The organism is Flavobacterium sp. I3-2, assembly GCF_013389595.1.
Taxonomy (GTDB): Bacteria; Bacteroidota; Bacteroidia; order Flavobacteriales; family Flavobacteriaceae; genus Flavobacterium.
Window position 1 is genome coordinate 359273 of sequence record NZ_CP058306.1, and the last position, 26858, is coordinate 386130.

At 31.4% G+C, this 26858-nt stretch carries 20 protein-coding genes and 2 pseudogenes; 1 reads left to right on the forward strand and 21 read right to left on the reverse strand.

All coding sequences use genetic code 11. The features are described 5' to 3' along the window. Nucleotides 1-26: 26 nt before the first annotated feature. The 21 genes and pseudogenes from HW119_RS01750 to argS (HW119_RS16835) form a co-directional block, all read right to left on the reverse strand. Complete coding sequence (locus HW119_RS01750; protein ID WP_177760981.1) at nucleotides 27-317, reverse strand: winged helix-turn-helix domain-containing protein; 291 nt, start codon at nucleotides 315-317, stop codon at nucleotides 27-29. Further along, nucleotides 317-919 carry a hypothetical protein gene (locus HW119_RS01755; protein WP_177760982.1) on the reverse strand — a complete coding sequence of 201 codons (603 nt, stop codon included), beginning with the start codon at nucleotides 917-919 and terminating at the stop codon, nucleotides 317-319. The genes HW119_RS01750 and HW119_RS01755 overlap by 1 nt, the downstream gene beginning before the upstream one ends. Before the next feature lie 113 nt (nucleotides 920-1032). Continuing rightward, the gene (locus HW119_RS01760; protein ID WP_177760983.1) at nucleotides 1033-4122 is read right to left on the reverse strand and encodes an efflux RND transporter permease subunit; all 3090 of its coding nucleotides are present in this window, start codon (nucleotides 4120-4122) and stop codon (nucleotides 1033-1035) included. Nucleotides 4123-4125: 3 nt separating this feature from the next. Next, nucleotides 4126-5229 carry an efflux RND transporter periplasmic adaptor subunit gene (locus tag HW119_RS01765; protein ID WP_177760984.1) on the reverse strand — a complete coding sequence of 368 codons (1104 nt, stop codon included), beginning with the start codon at nucleotides 5227-5229 and terminating at the stop codon, nucleotides 4126-4128. Between the two features lie 2 nt (nucleotides 5230-5231). Then, nucleotides 5232-6485 carry a TolC family protein gene (locus tag HW119_RS01770; protein ID WP_255498075.1) on the reverse strand — a complete coding sequence of 418 codons (1254 nt, stop codon included), beginning with the start codon at nucleotides 6483-6485 and terminating at the stop codon, nucleotides 5232-5234. 84 nt (nucleotides 6486-6569) lie between these two features. After that, nucleotides 6570-7919, reverse strand: coding sequence for a sensor histidine kinase (locus tag HW119_RS01775; RefSeq protein ID WP_177760986.1), 1350 nt, complete (start codon nucleotides 7917-7919; stop codon nucleotides 6570-6572). A gap of 6 nt (nucleotides 7920-7925) precedes the next feature. Then, nucleotides 7926-8600, reverse strand: coding sequence for a response regulator transcription factor (locus HW119_RS01780; protein ID WP_177760987.1), 675 nt, complete (start codon nucleotides 8598-8600; stop codon nucleotides 7926-7928). Between the two features lie 92 nt (nucleotides 8601-8692). Continuing rightward, nucleotides 8693-10453, reverse strand: a complete 1761-nt coding sequence (locus tag HW119_RS01785; RefSeq protein ID WP_177760988.1) for a MutS-related protein — start codon at nucleotides 10451-10453, stop codon at nucleotides 8693-8695. A 36-nt stretch (nucleotides 10454-10489) separates the two neighbouring features. Next, nucleotides 10490-10978: a MepB family protein gene (locus HW119_RS01790; protein WP_177760989.1), complete on the reverse strand. Its 489-nt coding sequence runs from the start codon at nucleotides 10976-10978 to the stop codon at nucleotides 10490-10492. A gap of 77 nt (nucleotides 10979-11055) precedes the next feature. After that, the gene (locus HW119_RS01795; protein ID WP_177760990.1) at nucleotides 11056-12723 is read right to left on the reverse strand and encodes a T9SS type A sorting domain-containing protein; all 1668 of its coding nucleotides are present in this window, start codon (nucleotides 12721-12723) and stop codon (nucleotides 11056-11058) included. 76 nt (nucleotides 12724-12799) lie between these two features. Beyond that, entirely contained in the window at nucleotides 12800-13435 is a 636-nt protein-coding gene (locus tag HW119_RS01800) for a peptidylprolyl isomerase (protein ID WP_177760991.1), read from the reverse strand. Between the two features lie 74 nt (nucleotides 13436-13509). Continuing rightward, entirely contained in the window at nucleotides 13510-14391 is an 882-nt protein-coding gene (locus tag HW119_RS01805) for a bifunctional 5,10-methylenetetrahydrofolate dehydrogenase/5,10-methenyltetrahydrofolate cyclohydrolase (RefSeq protein ID WP_177760992.1), read from the reverse strand. A gap of 76 nt (nucleotides 14392-14467) precedes the next feature. Continuing rightward, the gene (ffh, locus tag HW119_RS01810; protein WP_177760993.1) at nucleotides 14468-15805 is read right to left on the reverse strand and encodes a signal recognition particle protein; all 1338 of its coding nucleotides are present in this window, start codon (nucleotides 15803-15805) and stop codon (nucleotides 14468-14470) included. A 146-nt stretch (nucleotides 15806-15951) separates the two neighbouring features. Beyond that, nucleotides 15952-16584 (reverse strand): NAD(P)H-dependent oxidoreductase, encoded by a 633-nt coding sequence (locus HW119_RS01815; RefSeq protein ID WP_177760994.1) that lies wholly within the window; start codon nucleotides 16582-16584, stop codon nucleotides 15952-15954. A gap of 2 nt (nucleotides 16585-16586) precedes the next feature. Continuing rightward, the gene (locus tag HW119_RS01820; RefSeq protein ID WP_177760995.1) at nucleotides 16587-17012 is read right to left on the reverse strand and encodes an organic hydroperoxide resistance protein; all 426 of its coding nucleotides are present in this window, start codon (nucleotides 17010-17012) and stop codon (nucleotides 16587-16589) included. A 1-nt stretch (nucleotide 17013) separates the two neighbouring features. Next, a complete protein-coding gene (locus HW119_RS01825) occupies nucleotides 17014-17436 on the reverse strand; it encodes a MarR family winged helix-turn-helix transcriptional regulator (RefSeq protein WP_177760996.1) in 423 nt (140 codons plus the stop codon). A gap of 123 nt (nucleotides 17437-17559) precedes the next feature. Next, nucleotides 17560-19239: an MBOAT family O-acyltransferase gene (locus HW119_RS01830; protein ID WP_177760997.1), complete on the reverse strand. Its 1680-nt coding sequence runs from the start codon at nucleotides 19237-19239 to the stop codon at nucleotides 17560-17562. 11 nt (nucleotides 19240-19250) lie between these two features. Continuing rightward, a complete protein-coding gene (locus tag HW119_RS01835; protein WP_177760998.1) occupies nucleotides 19251-20660 on the reverse strand; it encodes a LysM peptidoglycan-binding domain-containing protein in 1410 nt (469 codons plus the stop codon). Between the two features lie 17 nt (nucleotides 20661-20677). After that, nucleotides 20678-22039, reverse strand: coding sequence for a GDSL-type esterase/lipase family protein (locus tag HW119_RS01840; RefSeq protein WP_177760999.1), 1362 nt, complete (start codon nucleotides 22037-22039; stop codon nucleotides 20678-20680). Between the two features lie 27 nt (nucleotides 22040-22066). Next, nucleotides 22067-23224 (reverse strand): annotated as a pseudogene (argS, locus tag HW119_RS01845) (arginine--tRNA ligase); the annotation flags it as partial. A 294-nt stretch (nucleotides 23225-23518) separates the two neighbouring features. Then, nucleotides 23519-24163, reverse strand: a pseudogene (argS, locus tag HW119_RS16835) (arginine--tRNA ligase); the annotation flags it as partial. 218 nt (nucleotides 24164-24381) lie between these two features. On the opposite strand from argS (HW119_RS16835), the gene HW119_RS01850 reads away from it, so the two are divergent. After that, entirely contained in the window at nucleotides 24382-26778 is a 2397-nt protein-coding gene (locus HW119_RS01850; RefSeq protein WP_177761001.1) for an outer membrane beta-barrel family protein, read from the forward strand. Nucleotides 26779-26858: the final 80 nt, after the last annotated feature.

The following is a 26858-nucleotide window of genomic DNA, read 5'->3' on the forward strand; positions in this document are numbered from 1 at the left end:
GTTTAAAAGTAAAAAAATAAGACAATTTATTGCCTCATCATTTTTTCAAGAAAATTTAAATGCTCTTGAAATGCACGTTTTCCAATTTCTGTTATTTTGTAAGAAGTTCGCGGTTTTTTCCCAACAAACTCTTTTTTAATTTCGATATATTGATTTTTTTCGAGCGCAGCCGAATGACTTGCCAAATTTCCGTCTGTAACTTGAAGCAGATTTTTCATTTCTGTAAAATCAACCCATTCGTTTACCATTAGAACCGACATCATTCCAAGTCGAACACGACTTTCAAACTCTTTATTTAAACCACTGATAATACTCATTATTTGTATTTTCTGTACAAAATGATTCCGTAAATGATGTGAAGAAAACCAAATCCGATGGTCCAAAACAACAAACCTTTTCCAATCCAAAATAAAGAAATACATCCTAAAAGTATTTCTAGCATACCTAAATATTTAATATCTGAAAACACATATTTTTCAGCATTTAAAAGGGCAAGCCCATAAAATATTAAAGTAGTTCCGGCAATTAAACCAAAAAATTCATACTTAATTAAAGCCAAACAAAAAACGCCTCCAACTAACAAAGGAATTGAAAGTTGAATCATGGTTTTTTTGGTAGTTGAAGTCCAAACAGCTAAACCTAATTTTTTACTTTTTCTTATCGTAAAAAAAGAACCAAAAAATAAAGCTACAATTAAAGTTATTAAAGCAACAATTATTAATTCGCAAACGGTTTGATGATTGTAATACCCATTAGTTATACCTCCGGATTTTTCAATAATTTGATTTGCAAAAAAAGCACCAATAACACCCGTCACTCCTGCTCCAATTCCGGATAAACCACTTAAAGATACAAAACGCGATGAACGTTCCATCATGGAGCGAATGTGAGCTAAATCATCAGAAAATTTTTCGTTCATAAGAATCTACTTTGAATTACAAAGTTATTTGTTTTTATTTAATATCAAAATAAAAAATAAAAAAAAGGACAAATTGATTTTTGTCCTTTTGAAAACATTGAATTAATAAAAAATTATGATTTATGCTTGCGATACGAAAAATAAAAAATAACTGGTAAAACAGTAAATGAAAGAATCAAACAAATTAATAATCCGCCAACAATCATAATAGCTAATGGTTTTTGAATTTCAGAACCCATACTCGTCGAAAGTGCTGCAGGTAATAATCCCATTGAACCCATCAAAGCAATCATAACTATGGAACGAATTCGAGAACTTACACCTTTTTCAATAGCTTGTTTTAGAGAAGATTTTTTTAGATATTCTTTCATCACAGCAATCAAAATAATTGCATTAATGGTATTTACTCCAAAAAGTATGATTAACCCGATTCCTGCAGAAATACCAAAAACGGTTCCTGTCATCCAAAGTGATAAAAATCCGCCAATAAAAGCAAAAGGAATAGTTATCGAAGCAATTGCAGTATCTTTCATATTACCAAAATTACTATACAACAATAATAAAATCAGAACCAAAGAAATTGGAATTACAGTCATTAATTGATTTGTTGCACGCTCTTTACTTTCAAATTCACCAGCCCATTCTAAATAATTTTCTTTTGGAAGTTTAACTTCTTTTGCAACAACTTCTTTAGCTTCAGCAATTGTACTTCCTAAATCACGACCTTCGATACTAAAACCAACTCCGATGTAACGACTATTTCCTTCGCGATAAATAAAAGCTGGTCCTGTTTGATATCCGATGGTTGCTATTTCTTGTAAAGGAATATTTTGACCATTACTTGTTGGAATCAAAATGTTTTTAATCTTATCTGGTGTATTTCGGTAGGATTCTTGAAAACGTAACACAACATCAAATTGTCGGTCATTCTCATAAAACTTTGTTGCGGCTTGCCCACCAATTGTCATTGCGATTACAGCTTGGACATCGGCAGTTTGAATTCCGTATTTAGCCATTTTAGAATCGTGCAATTGAATGCGTAATTCGGGTAAACCAATATTTTTATAAACATTAATATCTGTAATTCCTTCAACTTTTTTTATTGATTGAGCAACGTCATTTGCATAAGATTCTAAATCATATAAATCATCTCCAAAAATTTTGATAACTAACGAACTTTTAACTCCGGCAACATATTCTTCTACATTATCTTGAATGGGTTGACTAAATCCAAAATTGATTCCTGGATAATGATTTAATTGCGTTCGAAGCTCTTGAATAATTTCTTCTTTTGATACCGCGCGATTCCAATCTTTCTCATCCTTTAATTGTACATTAAATTCGATATTAAAAAAACCTGTTGGATCGGTACCGTCATTTGGACGACCAGTTTGAGTCAAAATAAAATCAATTTCTTTACAATTATCAACCATGATTTTTTTCATTTCTTTGGTCAATTTTGTTGATTCTTGCAAACTAATACTATTTGGTAAAGTAGCTCGAATATAAATCGCCCCTTCGTTTAATTGTGGTAAAAACTCAGAACCATAATTAGAAAATTTAAAGGTACACAATGCTAACAAACCTATAAAAAATGCAACTGTAACTTTTTTATACTTAAAAGCTTTTTGAAACATTCCGTAAATCGTTTTATGAAAAAAACGTGAAATAAAATTTTCTTTCTCTTCAATATTCTTTGTGAACAACAATTTACACATAGCAGGTACATAGGTCAAACTTAAAATAAGCGAACCCAAAAGTGCATATCCTAAAGTAAATGCTAAAGGCGTAAACATTTTACCTTCGACTTTCTGAAAAGAAAAAATTGGTAACAGTGCAACAATTAAAATAATTAATGCAAAGAATATATAAGAAGCAACACTTCCGGCACTTTTTTTAATCGTTCCTAATTTGCTCATTTTGGCAAATCGTTCTGGACCAACTTTATGCTGAAGCGTGGCTAAAGAAACAAAAACGGTTTCGACAATTACCAAAGTTCCTTCAAGTAAAAGACCAAAATCTAAAGCTCCCATCGAAATTAAATTAGCTGGTAAACCTTGAATTTTGAGCATAATAATCGCAAATAAAAACGAAAGCGGAATTACCGAAGCAACAATTACTGTCGATTTCCAATTGTATAAGAAAACAAATACAATTAAAGAAACTAACAAAACGCCTTCAACTATATTTTTAGAAACCGTATTTACTGTATTGTTCACTAATTTAGTTCGGTCCACAACCGTTTCTATCTGAACATTTTCAGGAAGTGTTCGTTCATTAAGCTCTGTTATTTTTTCTTTTAACCTATCGATAACTTCAGAAGGATTTTCTCCGCGAAGCATAATCACAATTCCTTCAACCAAATCATCATGTTCATTGTAACCGACCTGACCTAAACGCGGTTTACTAGAAATAGCAACATTCGCTACATTTTTTATTAAAATTGGAGTTGAACCATTTAACTTAATTGTTATATTTTCGATATCCTCGATTTTATCTAACAAACCAACTCCGCGAACTACGTATGCTTGGTCACCTTGTTGAATAACATCTCCACCAACATTGATGTTAGATTTAGAAACAGCTTCATAAACATCTAAAGGTGATAAGTCAAAATTTTTAAGTTCGGTTGGATTAATTTGAATTTCAAATATCTTTTCTTCTCCACCAAAACTAATCACATCGGCAACTCCAGGAACACCAAGTAATTCACGTTCAATTATCCAATCTTGAATAGCAGTAACTTCTTTAATCGATAAATCACTTTTAATTACATATCTAAAAATCTCTCCTGTTGCCCCCGAAGGTGGTTCAACTGAAACTTCAGCGTTTTCAGGCAAACTAATTCCGTTTAATTTATTTGAAACATATTGTTGCGCATAAAAATCATCTACACCGTCTTCGAACTGAACAGTAACAACAGATAATCCAAAAAGTGACACTGAACGAATGTTAGATTTTTTAGGAATGGCATTCATTTCTTTAGAGATAGGTAACGTAATCATCTTCTCCATTTCTTCGGCGCTACGTCCTGGCCATTGCGTAATGATTCGGGCTCTGGTATTTGTTACATCCGGAAATGCTTCAATAGGTGTGTGTTTTAAAGCGTAAATTCCACCAAATAATAAACCTAAGGTCAAAAACATCACCAATGAAGTATTTTTCAATGAAAACGTAACTATTGCTTGTACAAACTTCTTCATTGATTATGGTTTTAATTGTTCAAAAATTAATAATGCATTTGTTGTTACGATTTTTTCGTTAGCATCGAATTTTTCTTTGATATAAGTAAACTCTTCATTTTGAGCAAAAGAATTGATTTTACGAATTTCTAATTCGCAATCGTTTTTATAAACCACAACATATTCTTTATTATTATTAAAAACTTTTGCTTTATTTGGAATAGCGAAAGCAACTTCATTACTCAAATTTTTATCAATAATAATATCTGCTCCAAGTCCTGGCATTAAATTTAATTCCTGATTTTCTAAAACAACTCTTGCTTTTAAAACGTGTTCGTTATCATCAAAAACATTATATATTTTATCTATTTTACCTTGATATAAATCATCAGGATAAGCAACAGTTCTAACTTTAACCGCATCGCCAACTTTTATGTATCTTAAATTACTTGCATAAATATTAACCATTACCCAAACTTGCTTTAGATTTGAAATTGCAAATAAAGGTTCGCTATCTGAAGTCAAGGTTTGACCTTTACTGATATTTTTTTGAATAATGTAACCGTTTTTGGGAGCAACAATCTGAAAGATACCATTACCAATTGCTTTGTATAAATTCAAATTTTCTTGAATTCGATTTTTATCCAATCGAGCTTGAGAAAGTTCATGTTCCGTTTCTAACAATTCGGGAGCTGCAAGTAATCCGTCCTGTAACATTTCTTGTTGCGATTTTTTCTTTTGCTCTAAAAAAACAATTTGACTTTGTAATGCTTTTTGTTGTTGAATTAGTTCTTGAATTTGAAATGATTTTACAGTTGCTAAAACCTGACCTTGCTTCACATAATCGCCTAATTCAAAAGAAACATTTTCAACAAAACCTTCTAAAAGGCTTTTAAAAGCAACCAAATCATTTTCGTTATATTCAATTTTACCAGAAAATGTCATTTGTTCTTGAACAGGTTGTTCAGAAACTTCAGTGATTTGAGTAGTTTTTTTTAATTGTTCATTTAAACAAAATTTCTGAGAATCTGAATCGCTTACAGTCATTTGTTCATTTGTGTTTTTCGCACACGAAAACAAGGTCATAAAAAAACCTGTAACTAAAATATATCGACTTATTTTTTTCATATCTAAAAATCTTTTCCTGCTAAATATTGTAACTGTTCGTAATTTGTGAAATATTGATTTACCCAATGATTATAAGCCTTTTGAGACTCTAAATGTGCTTGAGTAAAATCTATAAATTCCATTAAAGTGATGTGTTTATTTTGTAAATGTTTGTAATAATTTTGAAGTAAATCAGACGCATTTTCTTGACTAAAATCGTTACGTTGCTTCATTAACTTTTCAAATTGAAACAACTGAGTAATGGCAAAATTAGAATCGTTTTCAATTTGACGTTCAATGGCATTTCTTTCTACTTTTTGCATTTCGATATTGCTTTTGGCAGCAGAAATATTTCCTTTGTTTCTATTAAAAACGGGCAAATCAAAACGAACACCAACACCAACAAAATCACGCATAATATTACCTCCACGGTCATAATTTACTTGCAGATTTAAATCAGGAATACGTTGCGCTTCTTCTAAATCTAATTGCTTTTTAGCCAAATCAATTTGGTTGTTTTGAAGCATTAAAGAAATGTTGTTTTGTTGCGTTGTTTCAGAAAAATTTAATGGGATTTTTTGAGACAAATCTGTAGGAATAATCGGAAAAACAATTTGCTCTAATTTTAAATTCGGAATTTGAGTTAATTGCTGCAACCTCAATAAATGTTCAGCCTGTTCTTGAAGTAATTCGGCGTTTTCAGATTGTAAATTCAAGAAAGCAGTTTGAACGCGATAAGCATCAGCTTGAGAAATATTTTTCAGATTTGCTTGTCGTGCGTATTGTTCATTTAATTGCTGATAAAGTTGCACTAAAGCTTCTGTTTGTTGACGCGTTTCACTGATTCGAAACAAATTCCAATACGTTAATCGAAGCTCTTTTTTAAGTTCACGAAGTAATTCTTCGAACTCAAAATTCACTTGTTTAATTTCGTTTTCTTTAACCGCAACTCGTTTTTTTCGTTTGCCTGCTGTTTCAATTAACTGTTCCAATTCAAGAGAAATTTGTTGCGTTTGTCCATATTTACCAAACAAATAAGGAAGTTGTTCAGCCGAACCGTTTTTCCATAAATTCACTTCACTAATTGCTAACGATGGATTTGGAAGCAGTTTTTCTTGAATAAGCAAAGCTTCAGTTTCAGAAATCTGATATTTTTTAGCGATTAAGCTTAAATTATTTTGTAAAAAATAAGTTTCAATTTCTTGCAAATTAAAATTCTGTGCTTGCGATGGTAAAACACAAAAACAAGAAATTACTAGGGTTGATAAGATATTCATTTTCACTTTCAAATCATTTGATTCAAAAGTAAAAGTTGAAAATTAAGGTAAATTTTAAGTTAGATTAGAATTCGATTAGAATTATTAATCATTTTTAGGAAAAGAAAGTTTGGCAATTGTACCTTTTGGTTGATTATTTTTCAATTGTAATTGGATATTATGCAACGTAAAAATAATGTTTGCCATTGATAAACCGATTCCTTTTCCAGTATAATACTGTGTATTTTGACCACGGAAAAAGTTAGCTGTTATATTTGGAACATCTTCAAGTGGAATGCCGATTCCGGTATCAAAAACAGAAATTTCTAAATGATTATTCTTATCTTCAAAAAGAATTTTAATCGGTTGATTGTCTGAATATTTTATTGCATTTTCAATGATATTATTCAATGCTAATTGAAGAAGCTGTGGATTACCGTTTATGATTAAAAAATCAGAATTCTTAACCAAAATATTTACTTCGATTTGAGCATTATGATACAGAATCATTTGTTCAATAACTTGCCAAATAATTTCATCAATATGAATTTTAGTAAATTCGAATTTGGTTTTCGCGCCTGAAAGCAACATCATATTATCCAACGTTTCTTCTAAATCAACAACATATTGATTCAATTGATTTAAAACTTGTTGGTATTCTTCTTTTGTACGGTCTTTGTTGTGCGTTACTTCCAAAGTTAATAACAACGCGGTAATTGGAGTGCGAAGTTCGTGCGAAACGTAATCGATAAAATTCTTTTGAATTATAAAAGTTTTGTCTATTCGCTCCATAAAATGATTGTAACTTTTAACTAAATCTTGAATTTCTGTATAAGAATCTTTGGTTTGCAAAGGTTTAGAAAAATTGACATTATCGCGTTCTTTAATTTGGTCGATAATATTTGTCAAAGGTTGAAAAGCAAATTTTCCTAATAAGTTCGAAAAAATATAAACCATCACAATTCCGACAAGAAAAACAATGGTCAAAATTTGTAATAAAGTTAAAAGTTGTTGATTAAATTCTGATTTAGATTCACGAGTAATGACCACAAAATCACCTTCGTTATCCTTATAAAATAATCCATTGTAAAAAAAATCTTTTGTAATGTAATTGCTTTCGTGTTGCGAGCGAACTTTATTTAAAAAATTTGTAGAAATATCTGTTGACGCATTCATTTCTCCGCGAACCAAAATATTTTTGTCATTAAAAACGGCAATATTTGAACGCGAAATCGATTTTCTTAATTGGTCAATAACGGTTTCACGTTCTACAACGCCCGTTTCATCTGCTTCTAAATAATAAATGGCAGCTAATAAAGTTTTATTTTTTAGTGAAAGTAATTCATTATGTTCCATCTTTTTATAAAATGAAAAATAAATAGCGGCAGAAGCAACCAAAATTACAATCGAAAAAACTGTAACAGAATAAAAAGATAAACGATGTTTTAGATTCATAACCTTTTACTTAAACATATATCCGACCCCTTTTACTGTATAAATAAATTTATAATCTTTCATTTCTAATTTATTACGCAAATAAGAAATGTAAACATCAACAACATTGGTATGATTATTAAAATTGATGCCCCAAACGGCATTTAATATTTGAATTCGAGAAACTGTTTTATTCTGATTTTCAATTAAATAAATCAACAATTTATATTCTCTTGGAGAAAGTTCAACTTCAACATCATTCAGAAATACTTTGTATTGATTTAAATCGATTTTCAGCGCATTAAAAATCAGAATTTTAGAAATTTCATCTTCTTGTTTATAATTTAATCTTCGAGTTAAAGCTTTGATTCTAGATAATAATTCATCAAAATGAAAAGGTTTTGTAATATAATCATCTGCTCCATAATCTAAAGCCGATACTTTATCTTGAATGCTATTTAATGCGCTCAACATCAAAATTGGAACAAATATTTTTTTAAATCGTAAGGTTTGAACCAACTGAATACCATCAATTCCAGGAAGCATAATATCGCAAATTATCAAATCCCATTGAATAGATAAAAAATCTTGTAAAACGTCTTCTGCCGATTTACATAAAGTAACCAAATATCCGTTTTCTTCTAATCCTTTAATAAGAAAATCACTGATTCGTTTATCGTCTTCAACAACAAGTATTTGCATATTTTATTGATTTAAAAACAAATATAACAAATTCAGAAATTGATTTTCAGAATTAAAGTCAATTCTAATTGAATTCTAATTTTGAAATCGACTTAAATAATTTCCATTTTCTTCATAATAAAAGTGGCATTTTTGTTTTGACAAACACCATCTTTAAGCTTGTAATCAAAATGTAATTCGTTGTTAATGATTTCAACTTCAAAACATTTATTGTGCATCGATTGCGGATATTTATTAGTGGTTTCGCAAACTTCTAAATCGTGCGTTGCTATCATTCCTAAAACATTTAAATGATGTAGTTTTTCAATAACACCAACAGTTCCCGACTTTTTATCGTCTGAATTTGTTCCTTTTAAAATCTCGTCAAGTAAAACAAAAATTTGCTGTTTTTCGGCTTCGGTTACAATTTGCTTCAATCGTTTTACCTCAGCAAAAAAGAACGATTCGCTATCTGAAAGTGAATCTGTCAATCGCATAGAAACCCAAAGTGGTAACGGAAAAACTTGTGCTGTCTTACAATCGATTGGTGCACCAACATAACTCAAAACTAAATTAATTCCAACGGTTCGTAAAAAAGTACTTTTACCACTCATGTTACTTCCGGTTAAAATCACAAATTGTTTGTTGGTAAAATCTATCGAATTTCGAACACGTTTTTCTTTAGATAACAAAGGATGTCCTAAATTTTCAAAATGAATTTTATCTGAAGTAACTTCCGGATATGAATATTCTTTATTGTTATAAGCAAAATTGGCCAAACTATTTAATGCTTCTATTTGTCCGATAATTTCAATCCAATCCCACAGAAAAACCAAATGTTGCTGCTTCCAATTTTGTAGTTTTTTATAAACCCAAAAATGATATTGAAAAGTTCCGTTAAAGGCAATGAAAATAAAAAGATTTGCAACGGTATTTAATTTTTCGAAAATATTAGAAAGCTCATTTAATGCTTGATTTGCGTTTGATTTATCGCTTTTTAATTTATTCTGAATTTGTTTTAAATATTCGGATTCGAAATTAGTTTCATTAAAAAAACGAATCATTTTTGCGTATTGTTGCAAACTCGTTGCAATTTTATCGGCTTTTCCAATCTCTTGAAAAATATATTTTGTAAAAGCACCAACAGCAAATAAATTCAACGAAAAGAAAAACAAACTTAACTTTCCTGCAGCAGAATGAACTTCTAAAAACGAAGCGATTAACGACAAAACAAACAAGCTGGGTAATGCAATTGCTAAAATTGTAAATATTTTATTTGGTTTTTCGTTTCCAGATTTCGTCCAACTTTTTATTGCCGTTGTTTCTTTATCTGAAGTATTTGCAATGGCTGCTAAAGTCTGAAAATGCTGACGAAATTCAATATTATCAGCTAATTCTTGAATTGCTTTTTGTTTTAACGAAATTTTTTCTTGAGTAGGAATTTCCTGTAAACTATTTGCTAATGTATTTTTGCCTAAAGATGTTCCGGTACGATTCAAAAATTGAAAAATAGAATTGCGTCCAAACAAATCTAAATCGTACGAAAAAGCATGTTGCGGATTTAAAAATTCTTTTCCTTCATCAAAATGAAATTGACCATTTAAAAAAGAAACTTCGTCGTCGTTAATTTTTTTTAAGGTTTGATGATAAATAACTTGGTCTTGCTTTTTTGAATGAAAATTTACCACAATCAAAAAAACAATAAACAATCCTAAAGCATAATATCCGTAAATACCATCGCGATTAAAAAGCATCAAATAAAAACAATAAATTGCGACCAGTAATAAAACCAAACGCAACCAGCTTAACATGGCTTTTTGTTTATTTAATTTATTTAGAATTTCTTTTTGCTGCGCTATAATTTGCTGATACATTCTCCTAGATTTTTTATCCTTTAAAAATACATAGAATTAAGCATATAATTCAAATATCTTTTGGATTTGTTGGTTTAGCTTTTCTGTTGTTTCGTTTAGATTTATGAAAAACGGTATTTGCCAAAGTTGCGATTTTATGGCTTGTTTATTTTCTGGATTTGTCCAAGTTGGATATAATCTAAATCCGCGCTTTCCTTCTTTTTCTGTTGACAAAACACCGTTTGTTGCCAAAATAGATTTCGGAAAAATAAAAAATCCTTTGTTATTATTATCTTCAACTTCTATCAAATAAAAATTAAAATCATCTGATAATTCAAAAGGAACGGTTTTTCTGTCGGCATCTCTTTTCCAAACTGCTACAAAACAACCTATTTTTTTGGGAGTGATTTTGGCTTTTCGATATAAAAACAACATCGAACTGATTTTAAAACTACATCCTAAATAATCTAAACTATCCGCATCAGAAACAACGTTACTTGACTTTTCGTTTAAATGATTCTCTAATTTTGATATTAAATTTGACATCTGATTTTTATTTGATTTCAAAGATATTGCAAATAAAAAAACCATCTCAAAATGAAATGGTTTAAATTTTTTTAATATTATTTCTTTATGATTTTATGAGATTGTTCTGCTTGATTTGATTTCATTTTTAAAATATACATACCACTATTTAAAAAAGAAATATCTATTGGATTATCACTTTGATAATTAGTTGTTGAAAAAACTTGTCTGCCAAGCGTATCGTAAATAGCTATGTTATTTGTAGAAAACTCATCCGAAAAACTAATAAATATTTCATTGTTCGCTGGATTAGGATATACCTTCATCGGAATTGCATCTACTTTATTAGTTGATAATAAATAATTATCCAAATACTGTAAAGCAGCTTGCATATTTGGAATTGGTCCGATATTTTCTGTAGTATTTCCTCCTTGCGCAATTCCAGTTTCTTTTAAAATAGTTCGAGCTTCATTGGGTGTTAATATTCGATTTGTTGCTTTTGCACGTGAAACCAAAGCAATTACACAACTTGCTACAATTGGAGTTGCAGAACTCGTACCATTAAATTGCGTATAAGATTGATTTGAATCATTACCTAAAAGAGCATAATCGCCATAACCTGAAGTAACAACATCAAATCCCCAACCTTGTAAATCTACACGTTGTCCGTAAGTACTAAAATACAAACGTTCGTGTAAAGTATTAGGTGAACCCGCACCAACAATAACAGCACCTGAATTTCCACGATTCATATAACTTTGATAACCAATTAAATCTAAATTTTGGTTACCGTTTCCAGCAGCAGCAACTACATGAATTCCGGCATCTGTCATAGCTTTAGTTAAATCCCAAATTGAATTTTCATATTCAGCAACAACATATTTATGGTCTTCATTTGTATAATTAAATCCATAAGTTTGCATTTCAAATATTACAACATCACCTGCTAACGAAGCTTGTAAAGATGCATTAACTGCACTAACTCTACTGTATCCTGAAGTTGTATATTCTGGAAAAACTTTAAATTCAGAAATCCCATGTTGCATTCCAGTAATTCCATAAGTTCCATTATGTGCAGCAACTACACCTGCAGTAGCTGTACCATGGTCTAACCAAGACGAATCAACTAATGCGTTTATGGGATTTGCATTTGAAAATTTTGGCGCAGATAATTCTTCGTGAGTTATAGACATTCCATATTCAACATCACGAACACGTACATTCTGACCCAAAACACCTTGATTCCAGGCATATTGCATATTTACTCCTGGATTTGTTTGAATATAAACTTGCTGTTGTACGTAATTTGGAGTTACAGGAGGAATATCTACTGACGGAGGAACAATTGGAGTTTGGTTATTTAATTCGACATAACGAACAAATTTAAAAGCTTCTAATTTTTGTGCATATTGATAAAGTATATCATTTGGCAATTCTGTTTCAAGTAAATAAAATCCTTTTAAAACAGTGACCGAAGCATCTGAATTTGAATATTTAATTGCATCTTGTCGAAGTTGATTGAAATGGATTTCATCCCAAGTAAAAGCTTCTTTAAATTCTAAATTATTTTCAGAAACGAAGTTTTGAAATTCTGGATTTTTATTAAATTGATAAGTAATAACATCATCAATTTGTTCAGAATTATCAAATGAAATAAGGAGTTGATGTTTAGAATCATCGGTTAAACGAAATTGCCCTTTGCGTTCTTGTGCAATCGTTTTAAAACCTAAAACTAGTAACAAAACAACAAGTAGTTTTTTTTTCATTTGTAAGTGTTTTTTTTGTATTAATTAGAATCCTAAAGTAAAAAAATAAATTTATTATTTTTAACAAAAACACAAACTATTTTAAAACATTAATTCTAAAACTCACATCGTCTATAGGATAATCTTCGTTATTAACAGCTACTTTACTAATTTTTAATAAAACTTCCAAACCTTCTATAACTTCACCAAAAACGGTATAATCATAATCTAAACGTGGTAAACCGCCTTGAGTTAAATATGTTTGAATTTGTTGTTCGGTAAATTTTATATTTTTTTGATGTTCTATTTTTTCTAAATCAGTAATATTTACAGGTTTACCAACTACAAAATAAATTTGATTTAAAAATGACGCTTTATCCACATTTTCATCTCTTCCGGCACCTAAAGCACCCAATTTATGAAATGCTCGTTCATCAAACTCTGGCAATAATCTTAATCTACTTTCTAAAGGTAAATTAGTTTCACGCTCGGCAATATCATTATCATGTTCACCACCTTGAACAACAAAGTTTTCGATTATACGATTAAAAAAAGCTTCTTGATAAACCTCATCTTTAATTGCATCTAAAATTAAATCGCGATGTTTGGGTGTAAAATCATACAAAACCACTTTGAAATTTCCGTAAGATGTTTTGAAGAGCAATTGATTGGTTTGAGCCACCGAGAACAATGAAAGTAGGAAACAAATTCCTACTAAAAGTTTATTTTTCATAAAAATTAATTCTGATTTCAATTTACAAAAAAAACCACCTCGGACTGAGATGGTTTTAATTATAAAATCGAAAATTATTTATTTGCGCTACGCTCTCTCGCTATTAAAGTGTTTTTCATTAACATAGCAATGGTCATTGGTCCTACTCCACCTGGAACTGGTGTAATCCAAGATGCTTTTTCTGCTACTTCGTCAAAAGCAACATCACCTTTAATTACATAACCTTTTGGATGGTTTTCGTCAGTAACGCGTGTAATTCCAACGTCAACAATTACAGCTCCGTCTTTAATCATATTTGCTTTTAAGAATTCTGGAACACCTAAAGCTGTGATAACGATATCTGCTTCTCGTGTAATCTCTTCGATGTTTTGAGTTGCCGAATGCGTTAACGTTACGGTTGCATTTCCTGGATAAGCTTTACGACTCATCAATAAACTCATTGGTTTTCCAACGATATTAGAACGACCAATTACAACAACTTTTTTACCTTTTGTTTCGATTTTGTTACGCTCTAATAATTGTAAAATTCCGAAAGGCGTTGCAGGAATAAAAGATTCTAATTCCAAAGCCATTCTTCCGAAGTTTTCTGGATGGAAACCATCAACATCTTTATCTGGATTTACAGCATTTAAAACTTTTTGCTCATCAATGTGTTTTGGCAATGGCAATTGAACAATAAATCCGTCGATATCGTCATTGTTATTCAATTCATCAATTTTAGCCAATAATTCCTCTTCAGTTGTTTCAACTGGCATAGAAACCAAAGTTGAATCGAAACCTACTTTTTCACAAGCTTTCACTTTACTTCCAACGTAAGTTAAACTTGCACCATTACTTCCTACCAAAATAGCAGCTAAGTGCGGTACTTTTTCACCACGTTCTTTCATTTTTGCTACATCAATAGCAATCTCATTTTTGATTTCTTCCGAAACTTTTTTTCCGTCTAGTAGTTGCATTCTTAATTGTGTTGTTGTTGTTTTTATATAAATGTAAAGGATTAAACTTCAATGAAATTTAATCCCTTAATATTTTTTAGCGCATTCCGTTCATTCCGCCCATCATTCGCATTAGGTTTTTACCTTTTGCACCTTGCATCATCTTCATCATTTTGCTCATTTGGTCGAACTGTTTAAGCAATTGATTTACTTGATTGATATCCGTTCCAGAACCTTTTGCTACACGTAATTTACGTTTGGCATCTAATAATGTAGGTTTTGCTCTTTCAGCCGGAGTCATCGAATGTATGATAGCTTCGATATGTTTAAAAGCGTCGTCTTCAATTTCAACATCTTTTAATGCTTTTCCAACACCAGGAATCATCCCAACAAGATCTTTCATCGATCCCATTTTTTTCACTTGTTGAATTTGCGATAAGAAATCGTCAAAACCAAATTCGTTTTTAGCAATTTTCTTTTGAAGCTTTCGAGCTTCTTCTTCGTCGTATTGTTCTTGAGCACGTTCTACTAACGAGATAACGTCACCCATTCCTAAAATACGATCTGCCATACGATCTGGATAGAATACATCAATCGCATCCATCTTCTCGCCTGTTCCAATAAATTTAATCGGTTTGTTTACGATTGATTTAATAGAAATAGCAGCTCCACCACGAGTATCACCATCTAATTTTGTAAGAATAACTCCATCAAAATCCAAACGGTCGTTGAAAGCTTTAGCAGTATTAACCGCATCTTGACCTGTCATGGCATCAACAACAAACAACGTTTCTTGTGGTTTGATTGCTGCATGAACGTTTGCAATCTCGTTCATCATTTCTTCATCGATAGCTAAACGACCAGCCGTATCGACAATAACAACGTTGAATCCGTTTTGCTTTGCGTAAGCAATTGCATTGGCAGCAATTGAAACTGCATTTTTATTATCTGGTTCAGAATAAACTTCTACACCAATTTGGTCTCCAACTACGTGTAACTGATTAATCGCAGCCGGACGATAAATATCACAGGCAACCAATAAAGGTTTCTTGTTTTTCTTTGTTTTAAGGAAGTTTGCTAATTTACCAGAGAACGTTGTTTTACCCGAACCTTGTAAACCAGACATCAAAATAACCGACGGATTACCAGACAAGTTTACACCAGCAGCATCTCCACCCATTAATTCTGTTAATTCATCTTTAACGATTTTAACCATTAATTGCCCTGGCTGTAACGTAGTTAATACGTCTTGACCAATTGCTTTTTCTTTTACACGAGTGGTAAAATCTTTCGCAATTTTAAAGTTAACATCGGCATCTAATAAGGCACGACGCACTTCTTTTAAAGTATCGGCAACATTTACCTCAGTAATTTTACCGTGACCTTTTAATATATGTAGAGCTTTATCTAGTTTATCACTTAAATTATCGAACATACAGTTATCTTTTTAAACTAAGCTGCAAATATATAAAATTATAGCCGAAGTGTCAAATGCTTATGTAAGATTAAATTTGCATTTGTGATTTAAATTCAATAAAAAAGCTATTCCGTTAAATTAGAAATAGCTCTTTTGATTTTATTTTAGATTTCGATTACAAAATCTGATTTTGGATTACGGACTTTTTTCATCGATCTTAACCAATCGATTTGTTCGTCTGAATATCCGACATACATTAACGAAACGCTTTTTAAGCCTAATGAACTTAAATTTAAAACTTCGTCAACCACTGCATTATTAAAACCTTCAACTGGTGTTGAACCAATTTTAAGTTCGGCAGCTTGTGCCAAAGCCATTCCTAAAGCAATATAAGTTTGACGTGCAATATGTGCATGATTTTCTTCGGCTGTTTGATTCAAATAAATTTCTTTTAATTTATCTGTGTAACTATCAAATCGTCCACGTGGCAAACCACGTTCATCTGTCGTTAAATCATAAATATCATCGATACGTTTTTCTGTATAACGGTCCCAAGCTGCAAAAATCAAAACATGAGAACAATCTCGCATACATTCAGGATTCAACGCACCTTGAACCAATTTTTCTTTTACATCTTGATTTTGAACCACAATAACTTTAAAAGGTTGTAATCCGGATGAAGTCGGAGCTAAACGAGCTGCTTCTACAATTTTGTTGATATTTTCTTGACTTACTTTTTTTGTTGGGTCGTAAGCTTTAACCGCATATCTCCAATTTAAATTTTCAATTAAACTCATAATTAGTCGTTATTTGAAACTGTTAATTTAATTTCGATATTTCCGCGAGTTGCATTTGAATATGGACAAACTGCGTGCGCTTTTTCTGTTAAAGTTTGCGCTTCTTCAATTGTAACACCAGGAATATTTGCATGTAATTCTGCGGCCAAACCAAATCCACCAGCTTCATTTTGACCGATTGCAACATTGGCTGTTACAGAAGTCATCCCAGTTTTAATTTTCTCCATTTTGATAATCATGTTCAAAGCGCTATCAAAACAAGCGGCGTAACCGCCAGCGAAAAGCATTTCTGGATTTAAAAAGTCGTCGTTTAAACCACCTAACCCTTTAGGCATTTTTACTTCAATATTTAAAACTCCGTTTTCTGAAACTACTTTCCCGTTTCTTCCTCCTGTTGCAGTTGCTGCAGTTGTATATAATGTTTTCATTTTATATGGTATTTAAAATTTTATTTATAATAATTTTTAACTGTTCGATTTCAATTGTAGACAATTGCACTTTTTCCATTAATTGAACTGGAATACAAGCTGCATCTGTTTTTAAAGCATTTCCTTTTTCAGTTAAACTAACTTCGACAATACGTTCGTCGTGTTTACATCTTTCGCGTTTAACTATTTCTTTTATTTCTAAACGTTTTAGTAAAGGCGTTAAAGTTCCGCTGTCTAAATGTAATTTTTCACCAATCGCTTTGACACTAAATTTTTGATGTTCCCATAAAACCAACATTACTAAATATTGTGGATAGGTTAAATCTAACTTTTCTAATAAAGGTCGGTATTGATTTGTGATTTCTTTAGACAATGCATAAATCGGAAAACACAATTGGTTTGATATTTTTAAATAATCTTCCATGGTATTTATTTATACTACAAATGTAGATTACAAAATTAAATTGAGTGCAATTTAATTTTACAAAAGTTTGTTAATTTTCACATATAAAAAAACCACTCGTATTTGAGTGGTTAAATTAGAACTCTAAAACTGAAAATAAATAAACGGTTGCGGACCTTCTTGTGCGGTGGCAAAAACCAACCAATAAACCAAAGCTAGAATAATTGCTTTCCCAACAAGAGGCATCACAATAAATATGTTTTGCACTTTCTTCATCCAAGCTTCAGGAATAAAATGCCAAACCAATCCGAATAACATCACCAAAAATACATTGGTATAACCTTGATAAATAATATACCATTGATTGAAATCAAAAGTTAGATTTCCAATATTATTAATCACATCTAAAGCGGTAGGAAAATCTTTTGCTCTAAAAAATATCCAACAAAACGTTACAAAATGAAACGTTAGAATAACAGCAAATACATCCCAAATACTTTTGAAAAAGGATTTTTTACCATTATCTGGAAAGTATTCCATAAACAATTTATGCACTGCTAAAGCGCCTCCGTGTAAGGCTCCCCAAACAATAAAACGTAAACTTGCGCCGTGCCATAATCCGCCAAGTAACATTGTGGTCATTAAATTAACATCGGTGTACATCGTTTTCTTCTTGTCTTTTGAAAATAAAAACGAAAAAACAAACACTAAAAACGAAGCCGAAGCAATAATTAGTGGAACGTAAGAGGTTGGATACATATAAACTCCCCAAACAAACAAAGCAATGAAAAACAAAGCAGGAAACAAAAATCCTGCAAAGGTTCCTTTACGGTTTCCTCCTACCGAAATGTATAAGAAATCTTTTAACCAAGTAGATAACGAAATGTGCCAACGACGCCAAAATTCGGTAATTGATTTGGATTGATACGGCGTTCTGAAATTGGTTGGAAGTTTAAATCCTAACAACAAAGCAATACCAATTGCCATATCTGAATATCCCGAAAAATCGCAATAAATTTGAATCGCGTATCCGTAAGTTGCCATTAAATTTTCAAACGAAGTATACGCATTTGGCAAATCGTACACGCGGTCAACAAAATTTGACGAAATATAATCTGAAATAACAACCTTCTTAATTAATCCACCGATAATTAAAAGCATTCCGTAATTCATATCTTCTTTTGTGATTTTTAAATCTGAATAAATTTGAGAAAGAAAATCTTTAGCACGAACAATCGGACCTGCAACTAACTGCGGAAAAAACGAAATAAAAAATAAATAATCGATGTAATTTTTTGTCGGTTTGATTTCTTTACGATAAATCTCAATCACATAACTAATCGATTGAAACGTAAAAAACGAAATCCCGACAGGCAAACCAATTTTCTGAAATTCGATATACGATTCGCTAACCGAATTAATCGAATCGATAAAGAAATTCATGTACTTAAAATAAGCCAGCAAACCTAAGTTCACCATCACGCTAAGTGAAACAATGAACTTTTTGGTCATTTCAGACTTCGAGTAATACATACGTTTGGTTACGATATAATCAAACAACGACGAAGCTAAAATTAAAATCAGAAAAGGTCCGCTAGATAAATAATAGAAAAAACACGAAAAACAAATCACATAAAGTAACCGCGGATAAAATGTTTTACGCAATGAAATGTAAATGGCGTAGAACACCAAAAACATAGCAAAGAAACGCGCCGTGTTAAACAACATCGGTTCTTCTGGCTTAAATGTAAACCAAGAACCGACAGTTTCGGCATTGAAAAATTCCAATTGTGGAATGATGTGTTGGTCAAACCAATTTTTCATAAAGTAAAAAACTACTTGTTAGATATATAATTTTGGTACGCGTTTAAAAGTGCATCTGCTAACATTTGCCCTTGTGCTTCATATCCTGTTTTGGTATAATGAACCTCATCTTTGGCTAAGAAGTTTTTTTGTTTGTTTTGTTTCACCCCGTTTTCTGCACCAAAAGCTTGGTATAAATCAAATACGGCGATGTTTTTATTGGTATTTGCAAAGTCGATGATTCCTTTTGCATATTCGGAAATGTAGGTATTTTCATATCTTTTATGTAAAGTCGATGGCGGTGAAGTGGTAACTAAAATAGCCGCATTTGGATTTGTTTTTTTCATTTTAGATACAAAAACTCCCAAATTTGCGATGTAATCTGAAGCAGCTAATCGGTCAAAAGATTCGTTTGTTCCTAAACTTACGATGATTAAGTTAGGTTCTAAAACTTGCATCTGCTCAAAAAACAAATCAAATTGATTGTAATCTGAAAGCTTTGCGCCGTTCACTCCTATTCCGCTAAAAGTAATTCCAGGTTGATTATTTTCTAAAAGTAAGCCACTTAACTTATAATCTGATTTAGATTCATCGGCAATCAAATAAAATTCGTCAATTACTTTTGAAGAATGATAAACGACCGATTGATTACTTTGTGCTAATGCAACCAAATCAAAATTTGACTTACTAACTTCGCTTTCAATTTGCTTTTCTTCACCAACTTTTAAATTTTTTCCGATTGCTAAATTATTCGATTTTAAACCGTTGTGTTTTTTGATAAAATCAACAGAAACTCCATATTTTCTTGAAATACTTGAAAGCGTTTCTCCTTTTTTAACTTTATGATTTTTAGCTTTTATCGTTTGCTTTTCTAAAGCAATTTTAGTTCCGTTACTCAAACCAATATTAAAAAATGGGATATTATTCGGTGTGATGATTTTAATTGTATTTGCAAAATCTTGTTCTTCTTTAATATCGACTTCGATAACTGCATTTTTATTATTTGTTGAAATGGTGTAACCCGAAATTCCGATGGGATTTTCATCTACCGGACGCACATTTCGACTTGAACTAAAAGCAGCGTTCGATTTAAAATTCACTTTCGACGTTCCGTTTGTTTTAACCAATCGATGCGGAAAAACAAATCCCAAACCGCCATTCCCGAATTTTTGTTGAAAAACATCTTTAATGATATTGGTGGAAAAATCGGCTTGAATGTGCGAATCTCCAACCTGAACCATTCGGATTTTTCCTTGCTTTGTGGTTTCTAAATCTTGTAATTGTTTAAAAAACGGAGTTAAAACTTCGGGATTTAAAATTGTAATCGTTGATGAAATAGAATCTGAAACTGGTTCAGAAACAACATTATTTTCTGACGATTGAGCAAAAATAGTTTTGCCAAACAATAAAAAAATCAAGCCGATATAGAACGTTTTCTTCATTTTAAAAGTGATTTTAATTATTGTTTTGTAGTTGTTTGTTTGGTAAAATCATCATAACCAAACATGATTTTCTGATAGATTAAATCCGATACAAATTTTGAACCTCTAAAGTTTAAATGCGTATAATCTTTATTGGCTTTTGACGGTTCTTCTTCAACCCATTTAACCATCGAACCTTCGCCGCCCATCAATTGAAATAAATTCACAAAACTTACGTTTGCTTGTTTTGCATAATTTAATTGCGATTTTACCAACGGAATTACAGCCGAATCGGTTTTCATTTGCGTATCATATTTGGTCGATTTATCGGCAATCGAAACAATTAAAATAGGAACATTGGGCATCGCTTTTTGAATATGTTCAATAACTGCTTTCATCTTTTTCTCGTACCAACTGTAATTTTTGGTTCCGTAACCTAGAACATTTGTTCCGTATTGAAGTACAATTAAATCGTAATTTAAATCTTGATTAAAACTTGATAAAACTTCTGATTTTATGTTTGTAATTGGCAATCCCGAATTTCCACGATTCGAAAAATTATCTACATAAACTCCAGAATTACCAGAAAAATCAACTCCGTAAAACGGGATATTTCCGGCATTTTTAAATTCGATTTTTAGCTTTTTACTCGTATTTCCTAAAGCAATTTTATTAACTAATTGATTCGGGCGTAAATTTTGATAAACCGTATCTTTATTTCTAATAATCGCAATTTGACCATTTGACACATCGGATTTACCGTAAAAAAGAATCGGGTTATTTAAATCTGATAAATGATTTACTTTGGAAGCTTCTAAACTCAACCAATTGGTTGCAGCTGTATCTTTCGGAAAGAAAACGTTTCCGCTAATTCCGAAAGCTGAAGCTAAGTTTTTAGTATTTACAAATGAATACGATTTCCATTTTGGCGAAAACTGATGTTTGATTGTTCCGCGTGAAGCTGCTGATTCTGAAGTTATGTTTACAAATCCAACACCTTCACCACCAAAACGGTCTTGAAAATTCGCTCTAAAATCTTTTACAATCATATCGCCATCATTCATCGAATCACCAAAAAAAGCAATTCGAATTTTTCCTTTTCCATTTGTTTCTAACTCTTGTAATTTTTCGAAAAATGGAATTAAATGTTGGTATCCGACATAATCAGATTCATGGAAATCGAATGTTTCTAACGAATCATTAATTCCACTATCTTCAGTTATTTGAGCATCTTCTGCAAGCGCTTCGAGCATTAAACTATCAACAACAATGTTTTTCATATTGGCATCGACCACAGGAAAAAGCTTGGTTGGCAAAAAAGGTTTAATAAAAACAAAAGCAACTACAGATAAAACCATAATTGCGTATGTTTGAATAAAATAATTTTTATTTTGATTCACTTCTTTATATAAATAAAAATCCGAAAATTACATTCTATTCGGAACCTCTATTCCAAGTAATTGGAAAGCATTCTTTACAGTTTGTGCTACTTTATTTGATAATTGAACTCTGAAAATTTTCTTGGTTTCATCCTCTTCTCCAAGAATGGAAACCGATTGGTAAAATGAATTATATTCTTTAACCAAATCGTAGGTGTAATTTGCAATCAACGCAGGTGAGAACGCTTTAGCTGCTTGCTGAATTACTTCAGGGAATTGCGCAACGATTTTCAATAATTCTTTTTCTTTTTCATGTAATTCTGTAACCTCAACATTTACGTTGTAATCAAAATCTGCTTTACGTAAAATCGATTGAATACGTGCATACGTATATTGAATAAACGGACCTGTGTTCCCAGCAAAATCAACAGATTCTTTCGGGTCAAATAAAATACGTTTTTTAGGGTCAACTTTTAAAATGTAATATTTTAAAGCACCTAAACCAATAATACGATACAATTCTTCTTTTTCGGTTTCTGAATAACCTTCTAATTTACCTAATTCTTCAGAAATTTCGCGAGCTGTTTTTGTCATATCCGCCATTAAATCATCGGCATCTACAACAGTTCCTTCACGAGATTTCATTTTTCCTGATGGTAAATCAACCATTCCGTAAGATAAATGGAATAAGTTCTCTGCCCAATCAAATCCTAATTTCTTTAAAATTAAGAACAATACTTTAAAGTGGTAATCTTGTTCATTTCCAACCGTATAAACCATTCCGTCAACATCAGGAAAATCTTTTACACGTTGAATCGCTGTTCCGATATCTTGCGTAATATAAACCGAAGTTCCGTCAGAACGAAGTACTAATTTCTCATCTAATCCATCTGAAGTTAAATCAATCCAAACCGAACCATCTTCTTTTTTATAGAAAACACCTTTTGCTAGACCTTCTTCAACAACATCTTTTCCTAATAAATAGGTATTGCTTTCGTAATAATTACAGTCAAAATCAACACCAATATTTTTGTAAGAAACATCGAAACCTTTGTAAACCCAACCATTCATCATCTTCCAAAGTGAAACTACTTTTTCATCGCCAGCTTCCCATTTACGTAACATTTCTTGAGCTTCTTGCATTGCCGAAGTACTATTACGAGCAATTTCATTTACATCAGCTTGATTTTTTTCGATTTTAGAAGCAAGAACTAAAACTGGTTTTAAAAGTTCATCTATAATTTTAAATGATTTGCTTTTAAGATAATCATCTGATTGTGCTTTTCTAAAATCTGAAAACGCAGAAGAAATTAATTTTTTATCGGCAATAGCAACTTTTAATTTATCAGATAAATCAACATTTTCCTTATCTAAAATATTAAAATCAATTTTTTCTAATTCCGAATTATAAAAACCTTCGTTTTGTTTTATCTCTGAAATAAGTTCTTTTAATTTCTCTTTTTTATTTGTTTTATCTAACGAAAAATCACCACTTAAAAAACTCTCAAAAATTGGCTTTGCTTGAGAACGTAATTCATTTTCGAATTTCACATAATAATTACCAACTAACTTATCGCCTTTTAAACCTGTAGATTCAGGAGTTTCTCCGTTTCCGAATTTTTCCCAAGCCAACATCGATTTGCAAATATGAATTCCACGGTCGTTGATTACCTGCGTTTTATAAACTTTTTTTCCTGCAGCTTTGATAATTTGCGCTACCGAATAACCTAAAAGCACATTACGAACGTGTCCCAAATGCAAGGGTTTATTTGTGTTTGGCGAAGCATATTCGACCATAACCGCATTTCCGTTTGCATCTGGTTGTACATAACCAAATATTTCGTTTGCTTTTATCTCAGAGAATTGATTTACATAAAAAGTATCTGTAATTACAATATTTAAAAAACCTGCAACTACACTAAATTTAGAAACATCAGCAACATTTTCAACTAAATAATTCCCGATTTTATTTCCGATTTCAACCGGATTTCCTTTGATTAACTTCAATAACGGAAAAATTACTACAGTAACATCTCCTTCAAAATCTTTACGAGTTGCCTGAAATTCAACTTTTTCAAGTGAAACATCAAACAAACTTTGAACCGCTTGTTGTATATATGGAGTTAAAATATTTTGTAAAGACATAATTTTAATTTTAAGAATGCAAAGATACTATTTTACAACATAAATAGAAACGATTTTAAAGCAAGTTAAATATACAAAATAAAGTTTTTAAAAAATAATTACTTTTTAATGTAACAAAAAATAAAATACTGCTACTAATTCTAAAAATTGCATAAACTACGTTTTGTTATCTTGTTATACAAAGTAGCTTGCAATACAAACAAAAAAATAAAAAAATTATGAAAACAAAACTACTTATAATTGGATCGTTAATGTATTCAAGTTTTATGTTCTCGCAAAATACTGGAACCATTTCTGGAACTTTGAAAGATCAAAAAAGTAAAGAAGCCATTCCGTATGCAAGTATTGCTATTAAAATGGGAGATGAAATTATCACAGGAGATATTTCTGACGAAAAAGGAAGTTTTACAATCAAGAACATTCCGTTAAATCAAGTCGAAGTCAACATCGAATACATTGGTTTTATTACGTATTCGAATACAGTTACTTTAAGTAATGATTCTAAAAAAATTGATTTAGGCGAAATTTTATTAGTTGCTGACGAAGAAATGCTCGAAGGAATTGTTATCGACGCAGAACGTTCGGTTACCGAACAATTAGTTGACAGAAAAGTGATTCATGTCGGAAAAGATTTATCAACTGCTGGTGCAACTGCTTCGGAAATTATGAATAATATTCCGTCTTTAAATGTGGACCAAGATGGAAATATTTCGATGAGAGGAAACGAAAACGTTCGCGTTTTAGTCGACGGAAAGCCTACACAAATGGACCCAAAAACCTTATTAAAACAAATTCCATCAAACTCTATTGATAAAATTGAATTGATTACAAATCCGTCTGCAAAATACAATCCAGAAGGAATGTCGGGAATGATTAATATCGTTTTAAAGAAAAACATGCAAGATGGTTTTAACGGAAGTTACAACGGAAACATCACTTTTGCAAAGGTCCCAAAATTTAATCAAGGAATCGATTTAAACCTAAGAAAAGGAAAAGTAAACGTATTTGGAAATTACAATTACAATGACAGTAAAACATATAATTGGGGAGAAATCACACAATTAGATGACAACAGCCAACAATTATTTGACATCGTAAACAAAAATAAAACTCATACTTTTAAAGTTGGATTTGATGTTTATGCTAACGATAAAAACACCTTCTCTTTTTACACCAATCAAACCTATTCTGACGGAATTGGAACGGTAGATAATACTATTTTATATCCGACTGCAAGTACGTTTTATCAAACCGACCAATATAAAGGAGATGATAAAACACAAATTTATAACGCAGCTTGGAAAAAATTATTCGCAAAACAAGGTCAAGTTTTAGATGTTGAAGTGAATTACAATACTACAAAACAAAATCAAGCAGGGAATTTTGATATTACCAATCAAAACTCATTTAGTTATAACGACAACAGCGATGTAAAAGTTAATGCAGTTCAAGCAAATTTAGATTATGTGCATCCGATTGGTGACAAATCAAAACTAGAAGTTGGTGCTGAATATCGCGAAACAAATATTGACAATACCTACACAACTACAAACATCATCGCAAACAACACCGATTTTACATATGATGTAAGTATCGCTTCGGCTTATGCAACCTTCGGAACAAAATATGAAAAATGGGGTTATCAATTGGGAGCGCGTTTAGAAAAATATGACGTAAATGCGAATTATACAATTGCAAATGTAAAAGACAAATTTGATGATGATTATCTAACTGTTTATCCATCTGCGTTTTTGAGTTATACACCAACACAAACCGATTTTTTCCAATTAAGCGCAAGTCGTAGAGTTGACCGTCCAAATGTTTGGCAAACACGTCCGATTCGTGATTACAGTACACCAAGAGTTATTCAGGTTGGAAATCCAGAATTAAAACCTCAATTCACCAATTCTATCGAATTTAATTATACAAAAGTTTTAGGTGTTAAAGGAAGTGTTACAGCTGGAGCTTATTACCGAATCATTGACGACCCGATTCAAAGAACATTTTTCTTAGATACTTCAACTCCTGAAGCGATTGCAGAAAATAAAATGATTATGAGTTATGGTAACTTTGACCAATCAACAGCTTACGGTGGAGAAATTTCTGCGAATTACAAAATCACAAAATGGTGGGATATTCAGCCAAGTGTTGAATATTATTTTGGAACTCAAAAAGGAATTGTTTCTGTTTTAGACCAAAGTACAGGACAAGCCATTTTCGAAAACAGAGAAGTTGATAACGGCGTATTTAACGCAAGAATGAATAACAATTTTAAAATTACACAGAATTTAAGAGCTTCTTTATTCGGATTTTACCGTGGAGATTCTAAAGGAATTAACGCAGAAATGAAAGAAATGTATAAAATCGATGCTGGATTACGTTATGCGTTCTGGGAAAATACAGGAAGTTTAAGCATTCGATTTAATGATATTTTCAACACGATGAAAGCTGGATTTATTGGAGATTCGCCTTACCGTCAAAAAGGAGAGTTTACTTGGGAAAGTCAATCGTTGTTTGTTGGATTCAATTACATGTTCGGAACTGGAAAAGGAAAAGCTTCACAACGTAAATACAGAGACAATAATGAAGTACAAAAATCAGGAGGTTTCTTTTAATATTTTGAATTAGTTATCTGATATTAAAAATCATCCAAAATCAAATGAGTTCGCCAAAAGCGAACTCATTTTTTTATCGA